Source organism: Nonomuraea sp. NPDC049750, from assembly GCF_040659625.1.
In the GTDB taxonomy this organism is placed as follows: Bacteria; Actinomycetota; Actinomycetes; order Streptosporangiales; family Streptosporangiaceae; genus Nonomuraea.
Genome location: NZ_JBFANB010000007.1, coordinates 1 through 18,553, shown reverse-complemented (window position 1 = coordinate 18,553; position 18,553 = coordinate 1). Strand labels below are relative to the sequence as shown.

The 18,553-nt window shown below is 69.6% G+C and carries 15 protein-coding genes; 12 read left to right on the top strand and 3 right to left on the bottom strand.

Features of this window, described 5'->3' with window-relative positions; all coding sequences use genetic code 11:
- Nucleotides 1–5: 5 nt before the first annotated feature.
- On the bottom strand, nucleotides 6–356 hold the full coding sequence (locus AB0J16_RS20380) for a hypothetical protein (RefSeq protein ID WP_358541470.1): 351 nt from the start codon (nucleotides 354–356) through the stop codon (nucleotides 6–8).
- The gene (locus tag AB0J16_RS20375) at nucleotides 353–568 is read right to left on the bottom strand and encodes a hypothetical protein (protein ID WP_358541467.1); all 216 of its coding nucleotides are present in this window, start codon (nucleotides 566–568) and stop codon (nucleotides 353–355) included. The genes AB0J16_RS20380 and AB0J16_RS20375 overlap by 4 nt, the downstream gene beginning before the upstream one ends.
- A 171-nt stretch (nucleotides 569–739) precedes the next feature.
- Between AB0J16_RS20375 and AB0J16_RS20370 the strand changes: the two genes are divergently transcribed.
- The 12 genes from AB0J16_RS20370 (at nucleotide 740) to AB0J16_RS20315 (ending at nucleotide 17,291) form a co-directional block, all read left to right on the top strand.
- Nucleotides 740–2,062, top strand: a complete 1,323-nt coding sequence (locus AB0J16_RS20370; RefSeq protein WP_358541464.1) for a helix-turn-helix transcriptional regulator — start codon at nucleotides 740–742, stop codon at nucleotides 2,060–2,062.
- 166 nt (nucleotides 2,063–2,228) lie between these two features.
- Nucleotides 2,229–2,528, top strand: coding sequence for a hypothetical protein (locus AB0J16_RS20365; protein WP_358541460.1), 300 nt, complete (start codon nucleotides 2,229–2,231; stop codon nucleotides 2,526–2,528).
- A gap of 629 nt (nucleotides 2,529–3,157) precedes the next feature.
- On the top strand, nucleotides 3,158–3,907 hold the full coding sequence (locus AB0J16_RS20360; RefSeq protein ID WP_358541458.1) for a conjugal transfer protein: 750 nt from the start codon (nucleotides 3,158–3,160) through the stop codon (nucleotides 3,905–3,907).
- Nucleotides 3,908–3,988: 81 nt separating this feature from the next.
- Nucleotides 3,989–4,234: a hypothetical protein gene (locus AB0J16_RS20355; protein ID WP_357652102.1), complete on the top strand. Its 246-nt coding sequence runs from the start codon at nucleotides 3,989–3,991 to the stop codon at nucleotides 4,232–4,234.
- 56 nt (nucleotides 4,235–4,290) lie between these two features.
- Nucleotides 4,291–7,131 (top strand): TcpE family conjugal transfer membrane protein, encoded by a 2,841-nt coding sequence (locus AB0J16_RS20350; RefSeq protein ID WP_358541455.1) that lies wholly within the window; start codon nucleotides 4,291–4,293, stop codon nucleotides 7,129–7,131.
- A 47-nt stretch (nucleotides 7,132–7,178) separates the two neighbouring features.
- Complete coding sequence (locus tag AB0J16_RS20345; protein WP_358541452.1) at nucleotides 7,179–9,659, top strand: ATP-binding protein; 2,481 nt, start codon at nucleotides 7,179–7,181, stop codon at nucleotides 9,657–9,659.
- A complete protein-coding gene (locus AB0J16_RS20340) occupies nucleotides 9,656–11,953 on the top strand; it encodes a type IV secretion system protein (RefSeq protein ID WP_358541449.1) in 2,298 nt (765 codons plus the stop codon). The genes AB0J16_RS20345 and AB0J16_RS20340 overlap by 4 nt, the downstream gene beginning before the upstream one ends.
- Before the next feature lie 2 nt (nucleotides 11,954–11,955).
- Nucleotides 11,956–12,585: a hypothetical protein gene (locus AB0J16_RS20335; protein WP_357944126.1), complete on the top strand. Its 630-nt coding sequence runs from the start codon at nucleotides 11,956–11,958 to the stop codon at nucleotides 12,583–12,585.
- Nucleotides 12,582–13,682 carry a bifunctional lytic transglycosylase/C40 family peptidase gene (locus tag AB0J16_RS20330; protein WP_358541447.1) on the top strand — a complete coding sequence of 367 codons (1,101 nt, stop codon included), beginning with the start codon at nucleotides 12,582–12,584 and terminating at the stop codon, nucleotides 13,680–13,682. Before AB0J16_RS20335 ends, AB0J16_RS20330 begins: the two co-directional genes overlap by 4 nt.
- Before the next feature lie 42 nt (nucleotides 13,683–13,724).
- Nucleotides 13,725–14,117, top strand: a complete 393-nt coding sequence (locus tag AB0J16_RS20325; protein WP_358541444.1) for a (deoxy)nucleoside triphosphate pyrophosphohydrolase — start codon at nucleotides 13,725–13,727, stop codon at nucleotides 14,115–14,117.
- 64 nt (nucleotides 14,118–14,181) lie between these two features.
- Complete coding sequence (locus AB0J16_RS20320; RefSeq protein ID WP_358541441.1) at nucleotides 14,182–15,879, top strand: hypothetical protein; 1,698 nt, start codon at nucleotides 14,182–14,184, stop codon at nucleotides 15,877–15,879.
- A 74-nt stretch (nucleotides 15,880–15,953) separates the two neighbouring features.
- Entirely contained in the window at nucleotides 15,954–17,291 is a 1,338-nt protein-coding gene (locus AB0J16_RS20315) for a hypothetical protein (RefSeq protein ID WP_358541438.1), read from the top strand.
- Nucleotides 17,292–17,330: 39 nt separating this feature from the next.
- On the opposite strand, the gene AB0J16_RS20310 is transcribed toward AB0J16_RS20315, so the two are convergent.
- Nucleotides 17,331–18,553: transposase (locus tag AB0J16_RS20310; RefSeq protein ID WP_358541436.1), on the bottom strand; the 1,223-nt coding region annotated here is incomplete at its 5' end.

Genomic DNA, 18,553 nt, shown 5'->3' with positions numbered 1-18,553 from the left:
TCTGCTCACCCTCTATGGCAGCTGAGCTCCAGAGTGGCCGGTCTTCGGACGTGCCTGCTCTGGGGAGGGATGGGGGGCGCGTACCAGGTGAAGGCCGACTCTGCCTCGCGCATCCGCTCCTCCAAGCCCTCTGGAGTGTCGTCTTCGACGATCAACGGGCTCGGTGCCGGCCAGGCCGCTATGGCGTAGAAACGGCGGTTGCCGAGACTGTAGAGCACGCTCCAGCCGGGCCATGCCTGATCGAGTAGTTCGGCCTCGGCGCGGGCCGGGCCATCCCACAGGCGGCGGTACGCCTTCGTGTGAGCCTGGCCCTTACGGTGGCGGCCGGGGGCGCGGGCAGGGTGTCGCCGGATCATGAGTCCACCCGTTCGGCGATCTCTTCCTGCCGGGCGACCTCGACCTTCAGCGCGTCGAAGGTGTCGGCGTCCACAGTGGGCTCCGCCCCTGCGCGCAACGCGTCCGGAGGGAACGCCTCACGGCGGACGGCCCAGAAGCGGCCCCTGTCGCTGAGGATCAGCCGCCAACCGGGAATCGTCGGTTCGGGCGTAGCGGTCTTAGCATCGTCCATGGATCGCAACTCCTTTGCGATCAAGGAACCCCGTATGGCCTGCCCGCCTGCGGGGTTCCGCTTTACGTAGCGCTGACTGGTGCCATAGTTGAAGCGACTCAGCGTGTTGGACAAGACACGTAGCGTTGCTCTGGGGTCGGTGCAACGCGTGCAACGGATCGCGAGGCAGCCGTGATCAGACAATCGACATCGACGATTTCAACGACCTGGCAGGAGTTCGGCTGTGCTCTGCGGGCATGGCGCGAACGGCACGAACTGAGCCTGCGTGACCTTGCCGGGCGGATTCGATGGGACTACTCATTGATCGCCAAGTGGGAGCAGGGGAAGAACCGCCCGCCCGTCGAGGCGATCACGGCCCTTGACGCCGAACTCGGCGCCGGGGGCGAACTGGTGGCCCACGCGCTTCGTGCGGCCATGGCCGATACCGATCGGCTGCGCAGGGGTACCGTCCAAGGAAACGCCTCAACACGGGATGAGGGTGAGGATGTGGAGCGCAGACGACTGATGCGGGACGCGGCTGCCATCGCCGCTGTAGGTGTGCTGGCTCCTGTGCTGACCTCGTTGACTGACGCATTGGCCGTTGCGCAACGGCCGGTGCCGGGCGCGAGCGTGTCACAGGGGATGATCGACGACTGGGAACATGCCGCCGATGTCCACGCGCAGCGAGCACGCTTCGAGCCGGCCGCCGCCGTTCTCGCCGCGCTCGCGGTCGACTACACCGACATGGCTCCGCATCTGGGCCGTGCTCAACCCGATGCCGTGCAGCGTGACCTCTCCCATGCCGCCGCGCGTCACGCGGCCCTGATCGGTGGCAAGTGGTTCGACCTGGGCAACCGCCGCGAGGCGCAGCGCTGGTGGGCGCAAGCCCGGCAGTTGAGCGAACGGTCCGGTGATGACCTCCTGGCGTCCTTGCTGAGAAGCTGGGAAGCGAGTTACCGGCTATATGATCCGGGCGAGGATCTCGACAGCGTGCTTCTCGTGGCGCGCGAAGCACGTCGTCTCGCGGGAGATGCCCCCAACGCGCCACTCGTGTCCGCTCTCGCAGTCGAGGCCATGATCCTTTCAATGATCGGGCGTCACGCTGAGGCGATCACCGCGCTACGCCGCAGTGAGGAGGCATACGAGCGGCTGTCTTCCTCGGCAGACCCACATCAAGGCCGTGCGCTGTGGTACGACCGAACGCTGATCCACACTCTCGCGGGGGACGCCAAGCGCGCCGAGGATGCCCGCCGTACGGCCGAGAGTCTCTACCCGGCGGGGCATCGCACAGCGACCCTGCTCGCGCTCCACGGTGCCGCGCTCCACGCTCGAACGGATCCCGTCGAGGGCACGCATCAGGCGTTGCGACTCCTCGACGCACTACCCCCCACGCGACACGATACCCGAGTGATCTCAGCGGCCCGTCTGATCATCGACGGCTTGCCGGAGAAGGCCCGCGCCCTGCCTTCGGCACGGGAACTGCGCGCCCTGACGGTGGGTGCCCGGTCAGCCTGAGCCGGACCCGACGATGCCCCGCTGGTGGATAACCGGCCGCGGACAGACGAACCGCGGCCGGGAGGTCTGCTTCGACGCCTGATTCTTAGATAAGTGAGCTGTCAACCACTTTGGGCCCCTACGCGTCGAATCGTCACAGCGTTTACGCTGACTCGGGAGGGCCCTCATGATCCGTCGCATCATCCGGAAACGACGTCCCGCACCTTCGCTGGCGGGCATCAGCCTCGAAGAGGAGCTCGCACTGTTGCGGGTCGAGCTCATGTACGGTCTGCGCGTCAATCGCGAGGCGTACTTGCGCAGGAAAGTGGACGAGCGCGAAGAGCTCGCCATGCGGGTGCGTGGGCAGGACGCCGCCACGATGCTCGAAGGCCTGCGTGGTTCGCTGGAGCGGTCGGTGGCGCCCACAGTGGTCGATCTGCGTAGCAGGAGACCGCGCGACTTGGGACAGGGCCCAGAGCCCGCCTGAGGGCGCGCCACGCGCCAGGCCGCAGGCCCCTTGGCGGGCATGCGGCCGTTCGCGTGTTATACCAATTCCGCAGGTCAAAGAGAGTCCATGGCTGGTTTGGACAGGAATCCATGGCCGCAGGGCTATGCCATTACCGGCCTCTGGCCTGGTCAAATGCCCATTTGGCAGGGGAAGTGACAAGAGTTGGCACTCCAGCGTGGCATACACAACCTGGTTTGCCCATGGACGGCGATGCCTGCAGCATGGGCGTGGCTTTCCTGGAACAATGGCGGAGACCGGTAGGGTGACTGCTTCACCGCGGATGATGGGGATCGGCAACGGACGACACCGCGCCAGCCCGGGGGATCGGCGCGAGCGGAGGCGTGATGGCTCGTAGGTCAACCGTCCAGCAGGGTCCTCGGATCCCTGGCGACCCCGAGCTTTTGGCTCGCCATGACATGGCCGACTTCGACGTGTCGCCTGCCCGCAGGCCGCGCCGTGGCGGCTGGTCTGGCGCCGGCGGGAGATGGCTGGTGTGGACCGGCCGAATCGTTCTTTGGGCGCTTATCATAGTTATCGTGGTTAATGGGGTCCGTGCCCCATTTGAGAGGTTTACTCAGAGTGGCGCGGCGGCTCCGAATGAGGCGCCCGTGGCCAATCACGGATTCCCGGCCGACCGCGGCATGGCGTTCGCGGCCCAGTTCGCCGGCGTCTATCTGAATTTCACTCCCGCCGATGCGCAGAGCAGGGCGGGCAAGCTGGCCGCGTTTCTGGCGGACGGCATGGATCAGCAGATGGGCTGGGACGGCAACGGCAAGCTGGCCGCCGTCGCGATCCAGCCATACGACATCGAGGCCACCAGCGCCAGCGACGCGATCGTCACCGTGGCCTTCCAGTCGGGCTCCCGCCGGATGATGCTGTCGGTCCCGATCTACTACTCGGCCGACGGCGGCAGCTTCGTCGTCTCCGGCCGGCCCGCCATACTGCCCGCGCCCGGCCGGGCGGATCTGCCCCAGCTCGCCAAGCCCGAGAACGACGACGCCGTCGCCGCCGAGCTCAAGCCGCAGATGGAAGACTTCTTCAAGAACTACGGCTCAGGCGACACGACGGGATTGCAGCGCTATGTCGCCCAGGGCAAGAGCATCACGAGTTTCGGCGGCGCCTTCACCTTCGCCGAGCTCAAGGACATCGTGGTGCCTGTGGGGGGCGCCACTCGAGAGATCCAGGTGGTCGTGGTGTGGAGCGTGCCGAGCGGCGCGACGCCGTCGGCCGAACCGGACGCCGCCGACGCCAACGCGGTCGGCGCCCGCCTGGAGCAGGCATATCGCCTCACCGTCGAGAAGCAGGGCGACAAATGGTACGTCGACGACATCCGCGGTGCCGGTCGGGCCGTTGGGTAGACGCACGAACGCCCTGTTGATCGGTACCCCCGGGAGGACAAAGAAGTGATCTTGAAAACGATAGTGCTCAACCTGATCGAAATGACGCCAACGCCCGCCCCCACCGGCATCGACTCCGAGGGGCTCGCCAACTTCCTGCGGGCCTTCTTCGCCCCGCTCTTCCTTGTCGTCGTCTCCGTGGTCGCGCTCTTCTTCCTCTTCACGCGCGAGATCACGAGGTTCGTGCAGTTCCTCATCCTGGCCATCGCCATCGGCGTGATCTTCTACGTGCCCAACATCATCGAGGTGACGGCGAAGGCGATCGCGGGAGCACTGGGCATCAAGTAAAGGGTTGAGACCGCTCAAGGGCGGTCATTGTACGAGCGGGTGGAGAGGAGGACCGCGTGGACCTGCCCACGTATACCAATATTTGGCGAATTGAGAAGCGGCTCTACAAGCTGTACGACCTACGGCTGCCGATGCCCCTCCCGATCGTGTGGATCGGCGTGTTCGTCGGCGTGCTGGCTCCATGGTCCCTGCTCCTCATGCTCCTGCACATCCCTTTCGCCGCACCATGGCATGTGCTTTACCTGGTGCCACCGGGTGTAGTCACCTGGCTGTCCACCCGCCCGGTGATCGAGAGCAAGCGTTTGACCGAGCTCCTGCAGTCGCAACTGCGCTACGTGGGCGAGCCGCGGGCCTGGTGCCGGATGGCGCCGACTTCCGAGCCCGAGACGGTCACCTTCGCGGGACGCGTCTGGCGGGTCACGCCCAAGCGGGTCAAGGCGCCGCGCAAGGCACGCCAGCCCCAGCGCAAGCGCCGCGCCGCGCTGGAGTTCGCCACCGAGCCCAGGCGAGCCGTCGGCGCCGAGCCGGTTACCGGCCCGCGCCAGGTCCGCCCCGCGGTCGCGGCCGCCGCCGCGGCGGCCGCCCAGGCCCCGGTCGCCGAGCCCAGGCCCGCCCGACCCGGCTGGGGTTCGGTCACGCGCCGCGGCACCGCGCCCGCCCTGGGCACCGAGCTCGCGGTCCAGCCGCCCGTACTCCAGCCTGAGCCCTCCGTGCTCCCGGACAAGACACTCGCGATGGGCTCACGGCCGGCCAAGGCGGGCTCGTCGGCGGACAAGACATCGGGTGTGGGGCCGAGGGTGGGCAAGACCGCTGACAGCGGTTCACGGCCTACAGAGCGGCCGCTGATCGCCGTACAGGGGGATGAGGGCCGCGAAGACGTCGCCCGAGAGGCCGGGAAGCCGATCGACACGGAGGCGCTGCGGCGGCTGCGCAGGCTGGCGGCGAGCGCCGACACGACGGCGTCCAGCGAGGCGACCCGCGCTGAGGCGGCCCGCACTGAGGCGGCTCCCTCTGAGGTAGCCCCCTCCGACGCGGCCCGCGCTGAGGCAGCGCGCGCTCACGTGACCTCCGCTGACGTGACTCCCTCCGAAGACGTGACCAGCGCTGAGGCGCCGCACACCGAAGCCGCGGCTCGTGAGGCCGTGGCTGGTGGAGTGGCGGAGGCGGGCGGGTCCTCGCGAGTGGGCCGGAGTGAGGGATCGCGGCGAGGCGACGGCGCCGACCCCGAAGAGGTGCGTGCGACCGGTCCCGGGGACATGCGCGCGACCGGGGCGGACGAGGTGCGTGTGGCCGGTTCCGGGGACGTGCGTGCGGCCGGGGCGGATGAGGTGCGTGTGGCCGGTCCCGAGGAGGTGCGTGCGGCCGGGGCGGATGAGGTGGCGCGGGATCAGCACAGGAAGGGGAAGCCGCCCAGGCAGAGCCCGCCGCTGGTGTTCCCGGATGTGCAACGGCTGTGGCCGCCGCTCAGCCCCGACAGCAAGCCGGTGCGGTTCATCCGGCCGGTGACGCGCGACGACGAGGCCCAGAAGGCCGGGACGGCTCCCGTGGGACGCGACGAGTCCGCGACCACCGCGTCCCTCCAAGGGCCCGAGACCACCGCCTCCGTCCACGAGATCGGCCCCGCCAAGAGCGAGCGGGTCCGTCAGGAGAACGGCCCGGCGAAGAGCGAGCGAGGCCGTCAAGGGACCGGCTCCGCGAAGGGCGAGCGAGCCGCGTCGGCAAGCGACCGCGACAGCGGGACGGATGCGGACGAGGCAGCGGCCAACAGGGCGTATGCGGACGAGGCAGCGGCCAACAGGGCGTATGCGGACGAGGCAGCGGCCAACAGGTCGTACGCGGACGAGGCAGCGGGCATCGGGCCGTTCGAGAGCGGGCAGAGCGAGCAGGTCGTGCGGCCGCCCGCGGCCAGGCAGATCACCCAGGGGCCCACGCCGGGCGAGCGGGTGCGGCGGGTCGAGTCCGTGGTCGGTCGCGACTCCGGTGGCTGGCGGCGGATCGCGCAGGTGGTCGTCGGCGGCGGCAGCGTGCGGACCGACGGATCGGAGATCGACGAGGCCCGGACGCGGGCGGTGTTCGGCGGCAGTCGCCGCGTCGTGGTGCTCGGCTGCACCGGTGGCGCCGGGCAGAGCACGACCGCGCTGATGCTGGGGCACACCTTCGCCCAATATCGCGACGACCGGGTCGTGGCCATCGACGCCAACATCGGTGGCAACACCCTGACCAGCAGGATCGACCCGGAGACCCCCGAGACGCTGGCCTCGCTGCTGGCGGGGCTGGAGCGGGTCAGCGGTTACCTGACCATGCGGGGCTACACCACCCGCACCGGGTCGGGCCTGGAGGTGATCGGCGCCGACACCGACGCGGAGGCCGAGCAGCGGCTGTCCGACCGGACGCTGTTCTCCGATCACCGGCTGGGCCAGGCCATGCACCTGCTCGACCGGCACTACAAGCTGGCCGTCATGGACCCGGCCGCCGCGCTCGCGGCTCGCGTGCTCCCGTACGCCGACCAGCTGGTCCTGGTGGTCCCCGCGAGTGAGGAGGCGCCCGAGGCGGTGGCGATGACGTACGAGTGGCTCGACGGGCACGGCTGCGCGGACCTGCGCAGGCGGGCGGTCATGGTGGTCAACGGCGTGAGCAGGCGTTCGATGGCCGATGTCGAGCAGGCGGAGTCGGTGGCCAGCGGCAGGTGCCGGGCCATCGTCAGGGTCCCCTGGGAGGACGACCTGGCGCCGGGCGGCGACGGGGTGGTCGATCCTGGGCAGTTGCGCGCGGCCGGGCGGCGGGCCTACCTCGCCCTCGCCGGGGTCGTGGTCGCGGGCTTTGCGGCACAGACGGTCCGTCCGAGCGAAGAGGAGTTGGCGAGTGACCCCCCGGGCACGAGAATCGGTGAGCGATAAGTGAACATGCGAGCAGGTCTGACTTGTTCATGCGCCGAGGGGGCGGCATGAGCAGGGGGTCCCGAGCGCATCAGCGCCTGGCGGTCCGTTATTTCGACGACCGCATCCTGCTCACCAACACCTGCGCATGGGCGTATTTCCGACTTCCGACGATCAGCTACGAGTTCGTCACGCCCGAAGAGCGTGAGGCGCTGGCCACCAACATCACGATCGCGCTGGCCACGATCCGGATGCCCGACGCCGAGGTACACCTGAGGGTCGCGCACCGCACCTATCCCGCGGCCGAATGGGCGATGGCGCTCAACGCCACCTCCGACGAAGGGTCGGGCTGGCGCGATTATCTGGAGGAGATGTACCGGCACGTCTGGGCCAAGGACTTCTGGTCCAAGGAGGTCTACATCGGTGTCCGCCTCGGTCCCCGGGGCAAGCAGGTGGGCGCGGGCGTGCTGGGGCAGTTGTTCGGTTTCTATCAGCGTACGGAGAAGGCACTCGGGCTCGAGGACGACCATGTGCCGGACGGCGAGATCGGCAGATGGACCGAGCAGGCCGAACGGCTGGGCCGGGCACTCGCCTCCAGCGCCCTCTACGCCAGGCACGCCACTTCTGTGGAGGTGGCGTGGCTGTTCCAGCACTCGGCCGCGGGCGCGCTCGGCGATCCGCCGCCGTCGGCGAGCCCGAAGCGGCGCTGGGGCAAGGGCGAGATCGAGTCGCTGGTCGAGGGAGAGATCCACAACGGCAGGTCGCTGCTGCGTATCGTGCAGCCGCAGGGCGACTCCTATGTGGCGCAGTTGTCGTTCGCCCGTTTCCCGGACATCATGCCGTTCCCGGACGGCGAGCCGTGGCTGCACTTCGCCGACCAGTTGCCCTTCCCCGTCGAGATCTCGTCGAGGATGCGGCTGATCCCGCCGGTCAAGGCGTCGAAGGACGTCGCGCGCAAGCTCGCGCACGCGCGCGACATGGACATCCACATCCGCGAGGCCGGCGCGGAGGCGCCGCTCGCGCTCGCCGAGCAGATCGACGCGGCCCGCATGCTGGAGCACGGCATCACGAAGGAGCGGCTGCCCTTCGTGTACGGCTGGCACCGGCTGATCGTGTCGGCCCCGACCGAGGACCTGTGCGTACAACGGGTCGAAGCGGTCGTCGAGCACTACCGTGACATGGGCATCGACGTGGTCAGCTCGACGGGCGACCAGTTCTCGCTGTTCTGCGAGGCGCTGCCGGGCGAGAAGGTCAGGGTCAACGCCTACGCCCAGCGGCAGCCGCTGCGGACGATCGCCGGCGGCATGGCCACGGCGACCGTGGACCTGGGCGACCGGCTGGGCGACGGCAGCGAGGGCTGGCTCGGGCCGTACATCGGGGAGACCGTCGGCAGGGCCCGCAGCATCGTGCACTTCGACCCGCTGGTCGCGGCCACCCGCAACCGGCCGACGGCCATCGCGATCACTGGCGAGCCCGGTGGCGGCAAGACCACGCTCGCGCTGCTGATGATCTACCAGATGGCGCTGCGCGGCGTCACCGTCGCCGTGATCGACCCCAAGGGCGACGCCGAGTCGCTGGTGCAGCTGCTGCAGAAGCGCGAGCGCAAGGCCCGCGTCATCCCGCTCGGCTCGGCGGCGCCCGGTCTGCTCGACCCGTTCTCGTTCGGCGACGACATCGCGGCCAAGAAGACCATGGCCACCGAGACGCTGCGCCTGCTGCTGCCCCGGATGTCGGAGGAACGCGAGTCGGCGATGATCCAGGCCGTCGCGGCTGTCTCCAACGGCGTGGACCCGTCGCTCGGCAAGGTGGTGGAGTTCCTGGAGCAGTCCACGGACGCCGCCTCCAAGAACCTCGGCGCCGTACTCCGCTCCATGTCGGAGATGCGGCTGGCCAAACTCTGCTTCGATCCCTCAGGAGGCGACCAGGTCGACACCGAGGGCTGGACGACCGTGTTCACGCTCGGCGGCCTGACGCTGCCCGACGTGGCGACGGGCCGCGACGACTACTCCTATGAGCAGCGGCTGTCGGTAGCACTGCTCTACCTGGTCTCCCAGTTCGCCCGGCGGCTGATGAACAGCCTGGACCGCCGCGCGCCCAAGGCGATCTTCTTGGACGAGGCATGGGCGATCACGTCCACGCCCGAGGGTGCGAAGCTGGTGCCGGAGGTCAGCCGCATGGGTCGTTCTCGCAACACCGCGCTGGTGCTCGTCTCACAGAATGCCGGCGACCTGCTGAACGAGCAGGTCACCAACTGTCTGTCCTCGGTCTTCGCGTTCAGGTCCACCGAGCGGGTGGAGGTCGATCACGTGATGTCCCTGCTGGGCGTGGAGGCATCGGAAGAGCACAAGGCGGTGCTGAGATCGCTCGGCAACGGCGAATGCATTTTCCGTGATCTGGATGGCAGGGCGGGCCGCATCGGAGTAGACCTGATCTCCGAAGACCTGCTCCGCTGGCTCGACACCAATCCGACACACGACAAACCCAGCGACAACGGGCATCATGATCTTCAAGGGGGAGTGGGCGGCAGAGCGCAGGAGGTGCGGTCATGAAGATCCGGCTACCCAGGCGGCTCGCGCTCGCTCTGGCCCTGCTCGTGGGCATCCTCGTGGTGCCGATCGTGGTGGGCTCGCTCTCACCCGCCGCCGCGGCCCCGTGTGACCTGTCCGGCGCGCTCGCGCCCGAGGTGATCGGCAGCGGCTCCGACGGCATGATGCAGCCGCCCGCGCCCGAGGGCGGCGCCACGGCCGCGCCGACCACCAACTACGCCCAGTTCGGCATGAGCGGCCAGTTCTGGCACACCTATGACCTGGGCTGCTCCGACTTCGCCGCGGTGCTCGGCAACACCTGGGCCAACACGATCTTCCTGTGGGCCAAGGCGATCGACCGGGTGACCATCACCACCTACCAGGCAGCGGCCACGGAAGGGCCGCTGCAGTCCATCAAGGACGTGGTCGATGACATCGTGACGAACCTGTCCAACGCGATGTACTGGCCGTTGCTCCGGCCGCTGGTCATCCTCGGCGCCATCTGGCTGGCCTGGTACGGACTGATCCGCAAGCGGGCCACCACCACCGCCGAAGGCGTGATCTGGATGGTGCTCGCGGTCACGGTCGCGACCTGGTTCTTCAGTCGGCCCGGCGACTTCACCGGCCTCGGCACGATCGTCACGGACAAGACCGGCGAGGTCGTCAACTCCGCCTTCTCCGGCCTGCCCGGCGCGGGCGGCGCCTCCTGCCTGCCCGGCCCCGGCCAGACGAACCCGCAGGTCAAGGCGGGCGGCTACGGCCAGACCGGCACGCCCGGGGTCGACCAGAACGCCGAGGCGCTGTGGTCCACGCTGGTCTGCAAGCCGTGGCTGATGGGCCTGTTCGGCACCGCCGACCCCAACCAGCCGATCGTGCGCGACTTCGGCCGTACGATGCTGGAGACCCAGTCGATCCCCGCCGCGACGGCCAACCAACCGGCGCCGGACGTCGGCGCGCATCAGGCCAAGTACGCCGAGATCGCCGAGAAGCTGAAGAACGACTCCCGCTACATGATCTTCTCCGGCCGTGACTGGACCAGCAGGCTCGGCGTGGCCATCGGCGCGCTGATCGCCGCCCTGGTCGCCGGGGTGCTCATCTTCCTGGTCGCGGTCTCGCTGCTGGTGCTGAAGGTCGGCTTCCTGCTGTTGCTCATACTCGGGCCGGTGTTCCTGCTGATCGGCGTGCATCCGGGCAGCGGGCGGATCATCGCCATGCGCTGGGTGGAGATGCTGATCGGCACGCTGCTCCGGCAGGCCGTGCTCGCGCTCGTGCTCGGCGTGCTGGTGTACGGCTATGCGCTGATCATCTCGACCGCCATGCCGTGGGGGCTGCAGATCCTGTTCATGGCGCTGCTGACGATCGCGGTGTTCTTCTACCGGCGGCCGTTCCAGCACCTGTTCGCCTCGATGAACGGGCACACGCTGACCACGCGCATGCTCGGCGACGCCGCGTCCTCCTCCGTACTCGAGCGGTCGTCCTCGGCGCTGCCGCCGGTGGCGGCGGCCAGGATCGGCCGCTGGGGTGCGCGTAAGGCCGAGCCGCTCATCCAGGCGGCCGCGATGGGCGCGTCGGCGGGCACCGCGGCGGCGGCGTCCACGGTCGCCCAGGGGCGGGCCCGTGGGCAGGAGAGCGCGGAGGGCGTGGCCGCGTCCGGCACCCGGGTCCCCGCCACGGCGGCGCCGCTGAACACCGACAAGCAGGACGGGAAGGCCGCGGGCCGGCAGGTTCCCGCACCGCGGGCCGGGGCCGCGCCGCCGCTCAACCTGAGCGGCACGCCGACCCGCACTCGTGGCACTCCGTCGCCTGGTGGAGCGCGGCCGTCAGGCGGGTCCGCCGCCGGTCCTGGGAACGCCGGTGCCGGGAGCGCCGGTGCGGGGAGTGGCGGGGCCGGTGGAGGTGGCTGGTTCGGTGGAGGTTCCGGGGGTGGCTGGGCGTCACGGCGTGGCGCGGGCGGCTCCGGTGGCTCCAGGTCGGGTGGCACGCGGTTCGGTGGTTCCGGCGGTTCTGGCGGCTCCAGGTCGGGCGGGTCAGGGTCGGGTGGGTCCTGGCTGAGTGGCTCCGGTCGTTCGGGTGGCTCGGGCGGTTCGGGGGGTTCCGGCGGTTCTGGCGGGTCCCGGTCGGCGAGTCGTGGGTCGTCGGGCGGCGGGATGTTCGGGGGCGGCGGTTCAGGTGGTCGGCGTCCGGCCGACGAGCCGAAGGGCCGCTCCTCGGAGGCGCCGCCGCTCTGGCTGCCGAGCAGCCGCCGTGGCGGCGGCTCCGGTGAGGGCGAGCCGTCCGTGCCCTTCTGGCTCAAGCCCAGCAATCCGGACAGGGACTGATCATGGCGCAGCCGGGTGACAGGCGGGGCGTCGCCTTCGCCGCCATCGTGGTGGTCATCGCCGCCGTCGGCATCTACCTGACAATGTGGCCGGACTCCGGCGAACCGGACGCAGGGAAGGCGCCCGCCGGCCACACCACGACCGTCTCACCGGCCGCGCCGAGCAAGCCGCTGGCGACCGCCAGCGGCAAGCCGTTCGACATCTACTCCTACCTGCCGATGACCAAGGAGCAGCTCGCCGCGGCGTCCGACCTGGCCGAGCGGTTCACCGCCGCGTACGGAACGTTCCGCTACGACGAGGAGCCCTCGGCCTATGTGGATCGGGTCAAGGTGTTCACCACGGCCGAGTTCGGCAACGTGCTCGCCAGGACGCGCACCTCGCCCGGCACCGTCGAGCGCGACCGCGCCGACGAACTCGTGGCGGCGGGGACGGCCAAGATGAAGGAGATCAGGCAGGTCGAGAAGTCGTCCGTCATCTTCGTGGTGACCGGCACGCAGCAGATCACCGCCAAGAGCGGCAACAAGCAGGTCGTGGACGACTACGCGGTCACCGTGAGTCAGATGGGCGCCGACTGGCGGGTCTTCGACCTGCAACCCGCCGACGCGGGCCAGGACGGAGACACCCAAGGGTGAACACCTCCCGCGCTCGCGTCGCCCTGGCGCTTGGAGCCGCCGGGGTGCTGCTTCTCGCCGTCGTCATCATGTCGCCGATGCTCATGACCTCGATCCCGTCGTTCCTCGGCAGCGGGAGCACCGCCCGTACCGACTGCGTCAACGGCGACACGCCCGTACAGGAGGTGTCCGACACCGGCGCCTCCGACATTCCGGCCGACTATCTGGAGCTCTACAAGAAGTTCGGCACGAAGATCGGCGTCCAGTGGAACATCCTGGCCGCCGTCGGCAAGCGCGAGACCGACCACGGCCGCTCGAACATGGCGGGCGTCAAGAGCGGCACCAACTACGCGGGCGCGGCCGGGCCGATGCAGTTCCTGATCGGCACGTGGGGCGGCAAGGCGCGGATCGCGATGTCGTCGAAGTTCAACGGGTACGCCTCCGACGGCGACGGTGACGGCGTGGCTGACATCTACAACCCCGCCGACGCGATCCTGGGCGCCGCGAAGATGCTCAAGCGCAACGGCGCTCCGGAGAAGGTACGCCAGGCGCTGTTCATCTACAACCGCGCCTGGTGGTACGTCGACCAGGTCGAGCAGATCGCCAAGGGCTACGCCAAGTCCGGTGACGTCGAGGTGCCGCCGCAGGCCGACGAGGCCTGCGACGATCCGCTGGTCGAGGCCGCGCCGAGTGACGTGGTGGCCAAGATCCTGGAGTTCGCGCTGGCCCAGCGCGGCAAGCCGTACCTGTGGGGCGGGACCGGACCCGACGCCTTCGACTGCTCGGGCATCATCTACGCCGCCTACCGGGCGGCCGGGCTGTCGATCCCGCGGACCACGTTCGGGCAGTGGCCGTTCGGCGTGAAGATCCCGCAGGGTGACGAGCAGGCGGGCGACCTGGTGTTCTTCAACGCCGGGCCGGGCACGGGGCCGGACAACCCCGGGCACGTCGGAATGATCGTGTCGAAGGGCAAGATGGTGGAGGCCCGCTGCACGCTGTGCGGGCCGATCAAGGTGACGACGTATCAAGCGCGCGGCAATATTATGGGTTTCACCCGTCCGTTACAGAACCCCGACGTGCTCGAACAGCTCAAGAAGCTGCAGAATGCCGCACTATGACAGTGATCGTGGTGACGGCGTGATGATGGTCGTGGTGGCGGTATGACGGTGATCGTGGTGGCGGCGGCGATCGTCTCCTCGGATGGGCGCGTACTCGCCGCGCAGCGGGCCGAGCCGCCCGCCCTCGCCGGCGGGTGGGAGTTCCCGGGCGGCAAGGTGGATCCCGGCGAGAGCGAGATCGAGGCGCTGATCCGGGAGTGCCGCGAGGAGCTTGGCGTGACCGTGTCGGTGGGCGCGCGGGTGGGCGGCGACTGGCCGCTGTCCGAGGGGTACGTCATGCGGGCCTGGCTGGCCTCCCTGGCCTCGGGCGTACCGGAGGCCAAGGAGCATCTGGCGCTGCGGTGGCTCGGACCTGGCGAGTATTACGACGTGGCCTGGCTCGGGGCGGATCTGCCGGTCATGGAAGCCGTGGAAGATCTGCTCCGACAGGGTTAACCATCTCCCCTGGGTGACATAACGATTACTGAGTGTAATGTCACGCGGCCTGAGGGGAGGCGACGTGGTCAGACATGGCTGGATCGTGGCGGGGGCACTGGCCTTCGCGGGGGCGTCGGTTTTGGCGGGCATCCAGTGCGAGCCCGTGGCGGCCGAGGTCTTCAGGGCCGCTGGCGGGGCTGGGATCGCGCTGGTCTTCGAGCGACTGGGCGATGCCGGCGGGATCGGGCGATGGGTACGTACGGGGGATGCGCTGCGGTTTCGGGTGAGCCTGGAGGGGATGGGCAGCGACGCCCGGCTCGCGGTGGCGACCAGCCCGGCGAACGCGCTGACGTCGATGACGTGCCCCAGCTTGCCTGCTGGTGGGTTGCTGGACACGGCTCCGGGAATCGTGGGTGGGCCGGGGGATCAGGCGGTTGAGGGGCGAGCGATTCCGGGTGGGCAGGCAGCCCCGGGTGGGCTGGCGATTCCGGGCGGGCAGGCGGTTTCGGGTGGACAGGCGGTTTCGGGTGGGCCGGCTAGCGATGGGCGGGTTGCGGGCGGGCAGGCTACCCCGGGCGGTGCTCTGGCGGCTCGGACTGCCGCGCTGAACGCCCTGGTCGCTGGTGAGGCGACTGACGGACAGGCGTCGGTGGATGGGCGACCGGTCGCCGAGGCGGCGATGTCGCGAGGCGTCCTGGCGTCCGGGCCGTCGTCGGCGCCGGCCCCGTCGCTGAGGACCGCGCTGGTGCCGACCGCGCCAGTGGTCAACGCGTCGGGTGCGATGGCGCAAGGTGTGGCGGGGCACGGCGTGAGCGGGTCGGATGGGACCGCGCCCGGCGGGACGCGCCCAGGGGGCGCAGTCGCGGCGGGCGGGGTGGCTCCGGGCGTGGTCCCCGTGGCGCGGGTGTGTGCGTTGGGTGATGCGGCGGGGGATCGGTTCGTGGACGTGCTGCTCACCGTGCCGCACGGGCCGAAGGAGGTCGTACTCACGGCGGCGGCTCGAGCGCGTGACACGGCGGGCGGCGGTGTCGCGACCGTCGTCGGCTCGACCACGACCTTTGTCAAGGCCCCAGTGAGCGTGCCTGTCGGGGCGAGCGGCCGCGGGGAGTCCGGCGATGACAGCGCGGGGACGTTCGTCGAGATCCCGCGTGGTGACGTCACGCTGAGCGGCCGAGCGGTACGCGTCGAACACGGCGCCAAGGACGCTCGCCCAGACAAGACGGCGGTCGCCGGAAGGGTACGCCCTGGAAACGGGCATACCGCGAAGTCCCATCTGCGGATGGTCTCAGCCGGTCATGCGCACGCGTCCAGCCCCGTACCGAACGGGACGGCCGTCCAGGTCCCGGCGCCTGAGCTGCGGCGCGGGCCCGCACTGAGCCTGCCCCAGGTCCTCCCGCCGCCGACATCGGGGCTCGGCACGCCGGGAGTCGGCGGCACTTCAGGAGTCGTCGGCGGCACGCCCAGAGCCGGGGCTCCAGAAGTGAGCACCCCACAAGGCGGCACCCCACAAGCCCCACAAGGCGGCACTCCCGGACTTGGTGCTCCGGGTTTCGGCGCCGGTGCGGGCACCGGTTGGGGGGCCATGACATCGGCAGAAGAAGTTGGGCCGCCCTTGCCATTCGCCATTACGGGTAACCGCTTTCAACCGGCCGAGCGGGTGAATCCCCTGGCAGGCGTACGCGGGCTGCCATGGGTCGCGGGCGGGATCGCGGTGCTGCTCGGTGCGCTGTGGCTGGTCGCCAGGGCACAACGGGCGCGATTGCGACGAAAGGTGTTGTAATTCCGTCTTTACTGTTACTTTTACCCGGCTAGGATTCCCTTGACCATGGTTCCGGGACTGCGCGGAGGGCACAGGTGGCACGTACGCGAGCGACGGCCGTGTCCGCACTGATCCTGGCCTTAGGGCTGACGGGTGCCGGTGCGGTTCCCTTCGTCCTCCAGAGCGCGAGCGCCTCCGCGGTCGCCTACGACCCCGCCGTCGAGCCCTGTGAAGCGGGCGAGGTGTGCGACATCACGCCGGAGACCACCGTCACGGTCACCACGACGCTGGACACCCCCACTCCGGACCCGGAAACGACGATCACCAAGACCGTCACCGCGCCCACGAAGACGACGACGAAGACGAGCACCCCGAAGCAGTCGAAGACGCCGAGCTCGACCCCCAGCACGCCCAAGACCACGCCCTCGCAGCTGCAGTCGTTGCCGTCGCAGAACGTGGAGGTGCCGACCGCGACCACCACCTCGTCCACGCCCGAGCCCACGGACACGGACGTCGTCCTGCCCACCGTGGCGCCCGTCGAGACCCCTTCGACGACGCCGTCGCCGAGTCTGACGGAGAGCTCGACGGAGGAGTCGGTCCCGCTCGAACTGCGTAACGCGGCCCCCGAGTACGACCAGCGGACGCTGACGCAGCAGCTCAGCATCCCGGCGCTCGTACTGGTGCTGCTGGTGCTGTTCGCGGTGCTCATCTTCGAGGGGCGGCTGCGCCGGATGGCCCACGCGGCGGCCGTACGCAAGGCGGGTCCACAGGGCGGCCCTGGTCAGCCCGGCTTCCCGGGAGCCCCCGGTGGACCGGGCGGGATGGGCTATCCGGCGGGCCCCGGTTATGCCACTGCCGGTTTCGCGGCGCCCGGTTATCCGGGCGGTACGGCGTATGCGCCGATTATCAGCTTCGTCCCCGTACAGACCTATCCGGGGGGACAGGTCCAGTACGGCGCGGTCTATCAGGACCCGAACATGTACGGCCAGCCCGCGCAGCCGCCCATGGCGGCGGGCGAGCCCATGGTGCTGCATCCGGACGAGTTCGACACGTTCAGCCAGGAGCCGGCCAAGTCCGACTTCGATGCCTTCAGTCGTCCCGAGCCCCAGGGGGAGTCGTACCGGGCCCCGTTCGAGGCTCTGGTCCCTGCTGAGCAGCCGCCCGCGGACATCCCGCCCGGTGGTGCCGGTCCGTACGAAGACTCGCCTGAGCGCCCGCTGGGCGCCGCCTCAGCCGCCGAGACCGGCGACGCCGAGCCGTGGCAGAGCATTGGCCAGCCTCGACCTGGTGCCGAAGGGCCTGGTGCCGGAGGGCCTACCCTCGAAGGGCCCACACTCGAAGGGCTGGCCGCCGATGGGGCGCCCGCCGATGTGACCGCCATCCAGCCGCTGCCTCCGCAGAAGCCCAAGCGCCGCTGGGGACGTCGCTCTTGACCTGCTCCCCGCCCTGAAGGGATGGGGATTCCCGTGCCGCTATGCGGCAGCTCGTGCCGCTTGCGCGGCCCGCGCTGTGGAGCGGGGTGCTTGACGTTTCGCGGACCCGGGTGGGTCTCCACGCCCTGAGACGACCAGCCCGGCCGCCTGTCCTTTGCTCTTGATGTTCCTCGCCCCGACGATGTCGGCGTGCTCGCTGTGCCCGCAGGAAGTGCAGGAGAAGATCGCTTGGCTCTTGCGGCTCTTCCCGTCCACCTTCCCGCACGCAGGTTCCGGGCACGTCTGGGACGTGTACGCGGGGTTGATCTTATGGATGACGCTGCCGGTGTAGCGCGCCTTGGCGCGGAGAGCGACTTCCAGCCCGTACCAGCCCTTGTCGAGAATCGCCTTGTTGAGCCCGGATTTCGCCGCCGCGCCGTTGCGTAGGAACCTGCCCGGCCGATCGGGGTCGGGCTTCGGCTTGACAGCCGCGCTCATACCCCTGGTGTTCAAATCTTCGATGACCACATGCCCGTACATGCGGGTGAGCCGGTGCGCGGCCTGGGCGTTGAAGTCAGCGCGCCGCCACCGCACTCGCCGCATGACCTCACTCATCGCGGCCCTGACCTTCTTGCGACGCTTCGATCCCTTCTGCGTGCGGGCGAGTCGGCGTTGCATACGTAGATACCGTTCCGCTTCGCCGGGTGTGACATACCCGAGGTCGTCTTGCCGGTCCTGTTTCGTCTCCCGTTTCGTCTCCTGTGGCGGCTGCCGGGAGGAGACCCCGCCGGTTCCGGCGTGGCGGCGGTCGAAGAACTCCCCGTCCGACGTCACGGCGGCCGTGACCACCCCCCGGTCCACGCCCACCCATCCAGGGCAGGCATGTTCCCCACGCTCCGCGATCCCATCCTCGACCAGGAAACTGATGAACCAGTGTTCGCCGTCCCGGGACACGGTTGCGGACTTGACGCTCCCCCCGAGCGGGCGCGACATCCGAAACCGCGCCCACCCGAACTTGGGCAGGAACACTCGCCCCCACCTGCGGCCGATCCGCTCTACGGGCAGGTGTCCGGCGGTGGGGAAGCGAAACGAGGGCCGCCACTTCGCCTTCGACTTCCAGCGCACCTTCCACGTGCCATGCTTGCGGCACGCCTGGTCCAGGTCCTTGAGGGTCAGCTGGATCACCTGGGCGGGCGCATCAGCGAGCCAGTCGCAGTACGGGTCCTTCTTCGCCTCGGCGAGCTGCCCGCACTGCTCGGCATAGGTGATCCACCCTCCGCGCC